The 11,716-nt window shown below is 62.1% G+C and carries 3 protein-coding genes and 2 rRNA genes (1 of these 5 cut by a window edge); all 5 read left to right on the top strand.

Going from position 1 to position 11,716, the window contains the following annotated elements:
* Nucleotides 1-1,877, top strand: a 23S ribosomal RNA gene (locus REH59_RS24775) (it extends 1,016 nt beyond the left edge of the window).
* Between the two features lie 131 nt (nt 1,878-2,008).
* Nucleotides 2,009-2,124, top strand: a 5S ribosomal RNA gene (gene rrf, locus REH59_RS24770).
* A 306-nt stretch (nt 2,125-2,430) separates the two neighbouring features.
* Nucleotides 2,431-5,913, top strand: coding sequence for an exodeoxyribonuclease V subunit gamma (gene recC, locus REH59_RS24765; protein WP_014859462.1), 3,483 nt, complete (start codon nt 2,431-2,433; stop codon nt 5,911-5,913).
* Nucleotides 5,910-9,584: an exodeoxyribonuclease V subunit beta gene (recB, locus tag REH59_RS24760; RefSeq protein ID WP_014859461.1), complete on the top strand. Its 3,675-nt coding sequence runs from the start codon at nt 5,910-5,912 to the stop codon at nt 9,582-9,584. Before recC ends, recB begins: the two co-directional genes overlap by 4 nt.
* Nucleotides 9,581-11,656, top strand: a complete 2,076-nt coding sequence (gene recD / locus REH59_RS24755; protein WP_014859460.1) for an exodeoxyribonuclease V subunit alpha — start codon at nt 9,581-9,583, stop codon at nt 11,654-11,656. Before recB ends, recD begins: the two co-directional genes overlap by 4 nt.
* The last annotated feature ends 60 nt before the right edge of the window (nt 11,657-11,716 follow it).

Below are 11,716 nucleotides of genomic sequence, written 5' to 3'. Positions count from 1 at the left end.
GAAACGATGTGGGAAGGCTTAGACAGCTAGGAGGTTGGCTTAGAAGCAGCCACCCTTTAAAGAAAGCGTAATAGCTCACTAGTCGAGTCGGCCTGCGCGGAAGATGTAACGGGGCTCAAACCATGCACCGAAGCTACGGGTATCATCGTATGATGATGCGGTAGAGGAGCGTTCTGTAAGCCTGTGAAGGTGAGTTGAGAAGCTTGCTGGAGGTATCAGAAGTGCGAATGCTGACATGAGTAACGACAATGCGAGTGAAAAACTCGCACGCCGAAAGACCAAGGTTTCCTGCGCAACGTTAATCGACGCAGGGTTAGTCGGTCCCTAAGGCGAGGCTGAAAAGCGTAGTCGATGGAAAACAGGTTAATATTCCTGTACTTCCAGTTATTGCGATGGAGGGACGGAGAAGGTTAGGCCAGCCTGGCGTTGGTTGTCCAGGTTTAAGGTGGTAGGCTGAAATCTTAGGCAAATCCGGGATTTCAAGGCCGAGAGCTGATGACGAGTTGCCTTTAGGCGACGAAGTGGTTGATACCATGCTTCCAAGAAAAGCTCCTAAGCTTCAGATAACTGGGAACCGTACCCCAAACCGACACAGGTGGTTAGGTAGAGAATACCAAGGCGCTTGAGAGAACTCGGGTGAAGGAACTAGGCAAAATGGCACCGTAACTTCGGGAGAAGGTGCGCCGGCGAGGGTTAAGGACTTGCTCCGTAAGCCCATGCCGGTCGAAGATACCAGGCCGCTGCGACTGTTTATTAAAAACACAGCACTCTGCAAACACGAAAGTGGACGTATAGGGTGTGACGCCTGCCCGGTGCCGGAAGGTTAATTGATGGGGTTAGCGCAAGCGAAGCTCTTGATCGAAGCCCCGGTAAACGGCGGCCGTAACTATAACGGTCCTAAGGTAGCGAAATTCCTTGTCGGGTAAGTTCCGACCTGCACGAATGGCGTAACGATGGCGGCGCTGTCTCCACCCGAGACTCAGTGAAATTGAAATCGCTGTGAAGATGCAGTGTATCCGCGGCTAGACGGAAAGACCCCGTGAACCTTTACTATAGCTTTGCACTGGACTTTGAATTTGCTTGTGTAGGATAGGTGGGAGGCTTTGAAGTGGGGACGCCAGTTCTCATGGAGCCATCCTTGAAATACCACCCTGGCAACTTTGAGGTTCTAACTCAGGTCCGTTATCCGGATCGAGGACAGTGTATGGTGGGTAGTTTGACTGGGGCGGTCTCCTCCCAAAGAGTAACGGAGGAGTACGAAGGTGCGCTCAGACCGGTCGGAAATCGGTCGTAGAGTATAAAGGCAAAAGCGCGCTTGACTGCGAGACAAACACGTCGAGCAGGTACGAAAGTAGGTCTTAGTGATCCGGTGGTTCTGTATGGAAGGGCCATCGCTCAACGGATAAAAGGTACTCCGGGGATAACAGGCTGATACCGCCCAAGAGTTCATATCGACGGCGGTGTTTGGCACCTCGATGTCGGCTCATCACATCCTGGGGCTGAAGCCGGTCCCAAGGGTATGGCTGTTCGCCATTTAAAGTGGTACGCGAGCTGGGTTTAGAACGTCGTGAGACAGTTCGGTCCCTATCTGCCGTGGACGTTTGAGATTTGAGAGGGGCTGCTCCTAGTACGAGAGGACCGGAGTGGACGAACCTCTGGTGTTCCGGTTGTCACGCCAGTGGCATTGCCGGGTAGCTATGTTCGGAAGAGATAACCGCTGAAAGCATCTAAGCGGGAAACTTGCCTCAAGATGAGATCTCACTGGGATCTTGAATCCCCTGAAGGGCCGTCGAAGACTACGACGTTGATAGGTTGGGTGTGTAAGCGCTGTGAGGCGTTGAGCTAACCAATACTAATTGCCCGTGAGGCTTGACCATATAACACCCAAGCAATTTGCTGACGCAGATTGCGGTGGTGAAGACGAAAGACCCGAAAATTCGTAAGACCACAAATATCGCATATCCGAATTCGCTGGGCTGTCCATCTGGACATTCTGGCAACAGAATTTCTTGACGACCATAGAGCATTGGAACCACCTGATCCCATCCCGAACTCAGTAGTGAAACGATGCATCGCCGATGGTAGTGTGGGGTTTCCCCATGTGAGAGTAGGTCATCGTCAAGATTCATTTCGCAAAACCCCTATCTGCGCATGCAGGTAGGGGTTTTGTCTTTGTGGGCAAAAAAGGAGATGGCACCGGCTTCGCCGGTGTTCGCGGGTAAACCCGCTCCTACGGGGAAGGGGGCAACGCCAGGCAGGGGCGCACACTCTCCAGGCCACCAACGTCACCTCCCCTATGGATCGGGAGTGCCACGCTGCGGATGGCACCGCGTTGAAGTGCCCGCTCCCACAGCCTGATGGCATTCGGCCGTTTCATGTGCGCGTGATATCGTTCCCCTCTCAGCCATCAGCGCCTCCAGAGACCTTCCGATGCTCAACACCGCCCATCTCCACCCTGGCTTCATGATCGTCCACGGCAACCGCCTCGACGACCTGCGTAGCCTGGTAGTGAGCTGGATGCGTCGCTACCCGCTGGCGCCTCTGGAAAACGAAATTGCCCTGGTGCAAAGCAATGGCATCGCCCAATGGCTGAAGCTGGCCCTGGCTGAAGATCCGCTGGAAGATGACCAAGGCGGCTGCGGCATCGCCGCTGCCATCGATGTGCAACTGCCCGGTAGCTTTATGTGGCAGCTCTACCGCAGCGTGCTTGGCCGTAGCGAAATTCCCGAAGTGTCTCTGCTCGACAAGGCACCACTGACCTGGCGGCTGATGCGCCTGTTGCCAGCGCTCATCGAGCGCCCGCATTTCGAGCCACTGCGGCGCTTCCTCACCGACGACAGTGACTTGCGCAAGCGCTACCAGCTAGCCGAGCGCCTGGCCGACCTGTTCGACCAGTACCAGGTCTACCGTGCCGATTGGCTCAAGGACTGGGCCAGTGGCGAGCACGTCATCAACACGGCCCGCGGCGAGCGCAAAGTACTGCCGCCAGGCAACCGCTGGCAAGCCGAGTTGTGGCGAGCATTGCTCGAGGATGTTGGCGAGCAAGGCATGGCGCAGAGCCGCGCCGGAGTACACCAACGTTTCATCGAGCGCATCAACAGCCTGGAGCAGGCGCCTGCAGGGCTGCCACCGAGGGTGATCGTGTTCGGTATCTCTTCGCTGCCGGCCCAGGCCCTGGAAGCGCTGGCAGGCCTGTCGCGTTTCAGTCAGGTATTGCTGTGCGTACACAACCCATGCCGCCACCACTGGGCCGATATCGTCGCCGACAAGGACCTGTTGCGCCACCAGTACAAACGCCAGCAACGCAAGCAAGGCATGCCCCTGCAACTGGACGACCAGACGCTGCACCAGCATGCCCACCCGTTGCTGGCTGCCTGGGGTAAACAAGGCCGCGACTACATCAACCTGCTCGACAGCTATGATGACCCGGGCAGCTACCAGGGCGTATTCAGCGACGGCCGCATCGACCTGTTCAGCGACGGTTCGCCCACCACGCTGCTCAACGAACTGCAGGACGACATCCTGGAATTGCGCCCGCTCGCCGAGAGCCGCGAACGGTGGCCACCAGTCGACACCACAAAAGACCGCTCGATCCGCTTCCATATCGCGCACAGCCCGCAACGTGAAGTGGAAATCCTCCACGACCAGCTGTTGGCCCGCTTCAGCGCCGACCCGACTTTGCGCCCGCGCGACGTAATCGTCATGCTGCCGGACATCGACACTTACGCGCCGCATATCCGCGCCGTCTTCGGCCAGTTGCAGCGCAACGACCCGCGCTACATCCCGTTCACCCTGACAGACCAGGGCCAGCGTGGTCGCGAGCCTTTGCTGATCGCGCTTGAGCACCTGCTCAAACTGCCTGACAGCCGCTTCGCGGTCAGCGAAGTGCTCGACCTGCTGGACGTGCCGGCAGTCCGCGCCCGCTTCGGCATCCGCGAAAACGATCTGCCCACGCTGCACCGCTGGATCGAGGGCGCTGGCATTCGTTGGGGCCTTGACGCTGCGCAGCGGGCGAGCCTGGGCTTGCCCGCCGGGCTCGAACAGAACAGTTGGCGTTTCGGCTTGCGCCGCATGCTGTTGGGTTATGCCGTGGGGGTGGGTGAGGCCTGTGATGGTATTGAGCCCTACGATGAAATCGGTGGCCTGGACGCGGCACTGATCGGCCCGCTGGTCGCGTTGCTCGATGCGCTCGAAGTCGCCTGCCAGGCCTTGTCCGAGCCTGCCACCGTCAGCCAGTGGGGCGAGCGACTGCATGCCTTGCTGCACGTGTTCTTCCTCGCCGAGGACGAGGGTGATGAATTCCTGTTGATGCAGTTGCAGGATCTGCGTGATAGCTGGCTTGAGGTGTGCGAGACCGTCGGCCTGCACGACCCGCTACCGCTGACCGTGGTGCGTGAAGCCTGGCTGTCGGGCCTCGATCAGGGCAAGCTGTCACAACGTTTCCTCGCCGGCTCGGTCAACTTCTGCACACTCATGCCCATGCGCGCGATCCCGTTCAGGGTGGTTTGCCTGCTGGGCATGAATGATGGCGATTACCCGCGTGCGCAGCCACCGCTGGACTTCGACCTGATGGCCAGCGACTATCGCCCCGGCGACCGCTCACGCCGCGAAGACGACCGTTACCTGTTGCTTGAAGCGCTACTGTCAGCACGTGACCAACTGTATGTCAGCTGGGTCGGGCGCAGTATCCGCGACAATAGCGAACGCCCGGCCTCGGTGCTGATCGGCCAGTTGCGCGATCACATCGCTGCGGGCTGGCATTTGGCCGACGCGCAGCAGGGCCAGCTCGCGAAACCGGGCGAGCAACTGTTGCACGCACTGACCCAGGAGCACCCGCTGCAGCCGTTCAGCCCTCGGTACTTCCAGAAGGGCAGCCCATTGTTCAGCTATGCCCATGAATGGCAGGTGCTGCACCAGCAAGGTGAGGCAGACGAGCAGAGCGAGCCGGGCCTGCCGCCTTATCAGGACGCTGAAGCCCTGAGTCTGCACCAGTTGAATGACTTCTTGCGCCACCCGGTACGGCACTTCTTCAGCCAGCGCTTGAAGGTGTACTTTGAGGCGCTGGAAGCGCCGACCCCGGACGAAGAGCCCTTCGTCCTCGATACCCTGCAACGTTACGGCGCCAGTGAAAGCCTGCTTGGCGCCGCCTTGGCCGAACCGGACAACGCTGAACAGGCCTTGCGCGCCCAGGCCCGACGCCTGCAGGCCTGCGGTTTGCTGCCGCTAGCCGGTTTCGGCGAACTGCTGCAAAACGAATTGATCGAACCGCTGCCGGACCTGCTGCAACGTCACCAACAATTGCTGCAACGCTGGCCACAGCTGGTCGAGGGCGCTTTACCGGTGCATTTCGAGCACGGTCAGCACCGTCTGGAGGGCTGGCTGGGCCGGGTGTTCCAGGCGGAAGATCAGAGCCTTCTCAGTATCACCACAGTACCCAACACCATCAGTGCCGGGCGCAACAACCTGAAGTGGCACCGTCTTATCGCGCCCTGGGTTACGCACCTGGCGGCCTGTGCAGCGGGCTACCCCTATAACAGTGCATTGGTAGCCAGTGACCTGACCCTGTTGCTTGCACCGCTGCCGCAAGCGCTGTCCGCGCAACTGCTGGGCGACCTGTTGGTGGCCCGTCAGGCGGCAATGAATGCGCCGTTGCCAGTCGCGGCCAAGACCGCGTTCGCCTGGTTGGCCCAGGACGATGCCGATAAAGCCATGGCCGCAGCAGCTCGCGCCTACGAAGGCGACGAACGCACCAGTTTTGGCGAGCGAAGTGAGAGCATTGCGCTGGCTCGCCAGTTCCGAGATTTTGCAGCACTCACCGCTGACGAAACGTTTGAAGGCTGGTGCGAGACCTTGTACCGCCCGTTGTTCACCGCCCCTTGGCAGACCTTGGGCAACCCGGAGAAAGGCGCATGACCCAGGACCGTCCTCTGGCACTGAGTTTCCCCCTGCACGGTAGCCAGCTGATCGAAGCCAGCGCCGGCACGGGCAAGACCTTTACCATTTCGGCGCTGTACCTGCGCCTGATCCTCGGTCACGGTGGCGAACAGGGCTTCGAGCGCGAGCTGCTGCCACCGCAGATCCTCGTGGTGACCTTCACCGACGCCGCCACCAAAGAGCTGCGCGAGCGTATCCGCGCCCGCCTGGCTGAAGCCGCACGGTTCTTCCGTGGCGAACTGGAAGGGGCCGATCCGCTGTTGCACCAACTGCGTGACGATTACCCACAAGAGAACTGGCCGCGTTGCGCCGGCCGGTTGGAAATCGCCGTGCAGTGGATGGACGAGGCTGCGGTATCGACCATCCATGGCTGGTGCCAGCGCATGCTGCGCGAGCATGCCTTCGACAGCGGCAGCCTGTTCACCCAGACCCTGGAAACCGACCACAGCGAGTTGTTGGGCCAGGTCATGCGCGATTACTGGCGGCGCTTCTGCTATGGGATGCAAGGTGACGCACTGGCCTGGGTGCGCGGCAACTGGGGGAGTCCAGACGCCTTGCTGCCGCGCATTCGCCCACTGTTCGGCCGTGTGCGCGCCCAGCAGGATGGGCCAGAGCCCGCCGCATTGATCCAGGCATCGCTGCAGCAACGTGGTGCACAGTTGGCCCGGATCAAGGCGCCATGGGCACAGTGGGCCGAGGAACTGCGGCAAATCTGCCGCGATGCGCTGGCCGCCAAACAGGTCGACGGCCGCAAGATGCAAGCCCGTTACTTCGAGCCCTGGTTCGACAAGCTCTGCGCTTGGGCCAGCGATGAGCAACTGGTAGAGCTCGACTTGGGCACCGGCTTTACCCGGCTGACCCCGGCGGGCATGGCCGAGGCCTGGAAGGGAGAACCTCCCGAGCACCCAGCCCTCAACGCCATGCAGCACTTGCAGCAACAACTGCAGGCCCTGGACAGCCCGGATGCCCCTCTGCTCGAGCACGCGGCCAGTTGGGTATCGGCACGTTTCGAAGTGGAGAAGCGCCGGCGTGCAGAAATGGGCTTCGACGACATGCTCGTGCGCTTGCAGCACGCACTCGCCAGCGAGGCCGGCGAGCGCCTGGCCAGCCTGATCCGTGAGCAGTTCCCGGTAGCGCTGATTGACGAATTCCAGGACACCGACCCGGTTCAGTACGGCATTTTCGAGCGCATCTACCAGATCAGTGAAAACCGCGCCGAAACCGGTCTGTTCATGATCGGGGACCCCAAACAGGCGATCTACGCCTTCCGCGGTGCCGACATCTACACCTACCTTGCGGCGCGGCGCGCCACCAGCGGCCGTCTGCACAGCCTGGACACCAACTACCGCTCCAGCAAAGCCATGGTGGCGGCGGTCAACCAGGTGTTCCTGCAGGCCGAGGGGCGTGAAGCGGGGCGGGGTGCATTCCTGTTCCGCGAGGCCGATGACAACCCGCTGCCATTCATCGAGGTGCGCGCTAAGGGGCGTGGCGAACAGCTGCTGATTGACGGTGAAGTCAGTGCAGCCCTGCAATGCTGGCAGCTGGAAAGTGAAGAGCCAGTCTCCAGCAGCGTTTACCGCCAGCAACTGGCCGCCAGTTGCGCCAGCCATATTGTGGCCTTGCTCAATGGCGGCCAGCAGGGCACGGCGGGCTTCCAGAATGCCGAAGGCGAATTGCGCGCCTGCTTGCCCTCGGACATTGCCATCCTGGTGCGCGATGGCCATGAGGCGCAGATGGTCCGCGCCGAACTGGCCGCACGCGAGGTGCGCAGTGTCTACCTGTCTGACAAGGACTCGGTGTTTGCCGCCCAGGAAGCCCACGACCTGCTGGCCTGGCTGAAGGCCTGCGCCGAGCCTGACTCAGAGCGCCTGCTCAAGGCTGCTTTGGCCAGCCTTACACTGGGCCTGTCGCTGGCTGCGCTGGACCGGCTTAACCAGGACGAGCGGGTCTGGGAGAGCTGGGTGATGCGCTTTCGCCTTTACCGCGACACCTGGCAGCGCCAAGGGGTGTTGCCGATGTTGCGCCACCTGCTGCATGACTTCCAGCTACCGCGTACGCTGATCCGCCGCAGTGATGGCGAGCGGGTGCTGACCAACCTGCTGCACCTGGCCGAGCTGCTGCAGCAGGCCGCTGGCGAGCTGGACGGCGAACAGGCGCTTATCCGCCACCTGGCCGAGCACCTGGCCAGTTCCGGTCAGGCCGGTGAAGAGCAGATCCTGCGCCTGGAGAGCGACGAACAGTTGGTCAAGGTGGTGACCATCCACAAGTCCAAGGGCCTGGAATATCCCTTGGTCTACCTGCCATTCATCTGCACCAGCAAACCGGTGGATGGTAGCCGTCTGCCGCTGGCCTGGCATGACAGCGAAGGTAACGCCCACCTCACCCTCACACCCGATCAGGAGCAGATCGAGCGTGCTGACGACGAGCGCTTGGCCGAAGACCTGCGCCTGCTCTACGTGGCCCTGACCCGCGCCCAGCATGCTTGCTGGCTGGGTGTCGCCGACCTCAAGCGCGGTAATCAGAAGAGCTCGCAGCTGCACCGCTCGGCGTTTGGCTACCTGCTGGGGGGCGGCCTGGCCCTGGCTGGCTCGGCGCAGCTGACGGACTGGTTGCAGGCGTTGGCGGCGAAGTGCCCGCACATCACTTGCCCAGGCCTGCCGCAGGCGGATGAGCAGATGTATCGCATGCCACACGCCGAACGTGAGCTGCTGCCAGCACGCAGGCCACGCCATGCGGCTGCCGAGCACTGGTGGATCGCTTCGTACAGTGCCCTTCGTGTCGGCGATCAGACCCTCGGCGCCGACAGCTCGCAGGCCCAGCAACTGCTGGATGACGAGGTGCCCGATGCCCAGGTGTTGCGCGAGGTCCCGGCCGACAGCGGCGATATCCATCGCTTCCCACGGGGGCCTAACCCCGGCACCTTCCTCCATGGTTTGCTGGAGTGGGCAGGCCGTGAGGGCTTCAGCGAGGTCAGCGGTAACCCTCAACTGATAGAGCGTACCGTTGGCCAGCGCTGCAACCGCCGTGACTGGGCCGGCTGGATCCCTACCCTGAGCCACTGGATGCAACGTTTGCTGGGCGAGGCGTTGCCGCTGCCGGGCAGCGACCAGAGCGTAACGCTGGGCCAGCTGCGTCATTACCAGATCGAAATGGAATTCTGGTTCGCCAGCCACCGGGTCGACGCAGAACAACTCGATCGCCTGGTGGCACACCACACCCACCCCGGTCTGGCGCGCCCAGCTGCGCAGCCGACCGTGCTAAACGGCATGTTCAAAGGGTTCATCGACCTGGCGTTCGAGCTGGACGGGCGTTACTACGTGACCGACTACAAGTCCAACTGGCTGGGTGCGGACATCCAGGCCTACGATGCCATGGCCATGGAAAAGGCGATTCTTGAGCACCGCTACGACCTGCAGTATGTGCTGTACCTGCTGGCCCTGCACCGCCAGTTGCGCGCGCGGCTGGCGGACTACGATTATGACCGCCATGTTGGCGGCGCCCTGTTCATCTTCCTGCGCGGTGCCAGCAGCAGCGGCCACGGCGTGTACCACGCCAAGCCACCGCGTGAGCTGATCGAAAGCCTCGATGCACTGTTCCGTGGCGAGCACGCGCCGGTACAGCAGGACCTGTTTGCCGGAGTTGCGCCATGAGCCGAAGCCTTGTCGACCTGTTGCCCACCCCGTTGCACGCCGAGCACCTGCTGGCGCTGGCACCGCAGCACAACAGCGCTGACCTGCTGCAATTACTCGACCGTTGGGTTGAGCGGGGCTGGCTACGTGCCCTGGACCGCGCATTCGTGTCGTTCCTGGAAGAGCGTGCCCCCGGCAGTGATCCCTTGCTATTGCTGGCAGCGGCGCTGGCCAGTCACCAACTGGGGCACGGACATGTCTGCCTCGACCTGCAACAAACCTTGGCCGAGCCGGATTTCGCCCTGTCGTTGCCGCCGGAAGGTGACGCCCTTATCGGCCCTTTGCTACTGCCATCGCAACTGCTGGCCAACCTTGACTTGAATGCCTGGCTTGAGCGCATCGTCGCCAGCCCGCTGGTGGCCGCAGGTGATACGCCTGGCCAGCAAGCGCGGCCGCTGGTACGCAGTGGCGAGCGCCTTTACCTGCGCCGTTACTGGCGTTACGAACGGCGCATCGACCATGCCCTGCGCCAGCGCCTGAGTCAGGCCGAAGCCCCCCCTTCAGACCTGCCAGAGCGCCTGGCGCAACTGTTCGAGGGCGGCGCGCCAGCTGGCCAGTTGGACTGGCAGAAGCTCGCCTGTGCCTTGGCCACCCGTGCCGGTTTCAGCATCATCACGGGTGGCCCCGGCACCGGCAAGACGACCACCGTGGTGCGCCTGCTGGCGTTGCTGCAGGCACCGGCAGTGGAGCAGGGCAGGCCACTGCGCATCCGCCTGGCTGCACCGACCGGCAAGGCCGCTGCGCGCCTGACCGAATCCATTGGTCAGCAAGTCGAGCGACTGCAAGTCAGCGCCGAAGTACGCGGGCAAATCCCTACTGAAGTCAGCACCGTGCATCGCCTGCTCGGCAGCCGCCCAGGCTCGCGGCACTTCCGCCATCATGCTGGCAACCCGTTGCCGTTGGATGTGCTGGTGGTCGACGAAGCGTCGATGATCGACCTGGAAATGATGGCCAACCTGCTCGATGCCTTGCCGCCGCGGGCGCGTCTGGTGCTGCTGGGCGACAAGGACCAGTTGGCCTCGGTCGAGGCCGGCGCGGTACTGGGTGACCTGTGCCGGGATGCTGAGGAGGGCTTTTACTCGCCGGCGACTGCAGCGTGGCTTCAGCAGGTCAGTGGCGAGTCGCTGGCCGGCAGTGGCCTCAAGGCCGGCGATGAGCAGCGCCACCCGTTGGCTCAGCAAGTGGTGATGCTGCGGTTTTCACGGCGTTTCGGTGAAGGCAGCGGTATTGGCCAGTTGGCCAGACTGGTCAATCGTCAGGATGCTCACGCGGCGCGCAACCTGCTGGCCGCGCCGCCTGCTGACGTGCACAGCCTGTCGCTCAAGCACGAGCAGGATCGTGCTTTCGACCGCCTGTTACTGGACGGTCTGAACCGCGGTACCGATGGACCGCAAGGCTACCGCAGCTACCTGCGCACCCTTGGGCGTTACCGGCCAGCACTTGATACCGCCTTTGACGACCCCGCCTGGGAGCAATGGGCGGGCAAGGTGTTGCGCAGTTTCGAGGATTTCCAGTTGCTGTGTGCGGTGCGCCGGGGCGCCTGGGGGGTCGAAGGCCTGAATGAACGGGTGGCGCGGGTGCTGCACAATGCCGGTCTGATCGACAGCCAGCAGCCTTGGTACGAAGGACGCCCGGTGCTGGTGACCCGCAACGACTACGGCCTGGGCCTGATGAATGGTGACATCGGTATAGCCCTGCGCTTGCCGGATGAGCAGGGCCAGCCGCTGCTGCGTGTGGCCTTCCCGCGCAACGACGGCAGTGGTGGGGTGCGGTTCGTTCTGCCGAGCCGGCTCAACGAAGTGGAAACGGTATTCGCCATGACCGTGCACAAGTCCCAGGGCTCGGAGTTCAGCCACACTGCCCTGGTGCTGCCGGATGCGCTCAACCCGGTGCTGACCAAGGAACTGGTGTACACCGGCATCACTCGGGCCAAGCACTGCTTCAGCCTGGTCGAGCCACGCCAAGGCATTTTCGAAGAAGCGGTGGCGCGCAAAGTACGGCGTATTTCCGGGTTGATGCTCGAGCAGGTCTAGGGCCATGACACCCATTACACGTGGCTGCAGGCTCATACATTAAAGCGGCCATGTGCTATC

The organism is Pseudomonas sp. BO3-4 (assembly GCF_034044115.1).
Taxonomy (GTDB): domain Bacteria; phylum Pseudomonadota; class Gammaproteobacteria; order Pseudomonadales; family Pseudomonadaceae; genus Aquipseudomonas; species Aquipseudomonas alloputida.
The sequence above is the reverse complement of the archived record's forward strand: the minus strand, read 5'-3'. Positions and strand labels throughout refer to the sequence as shown.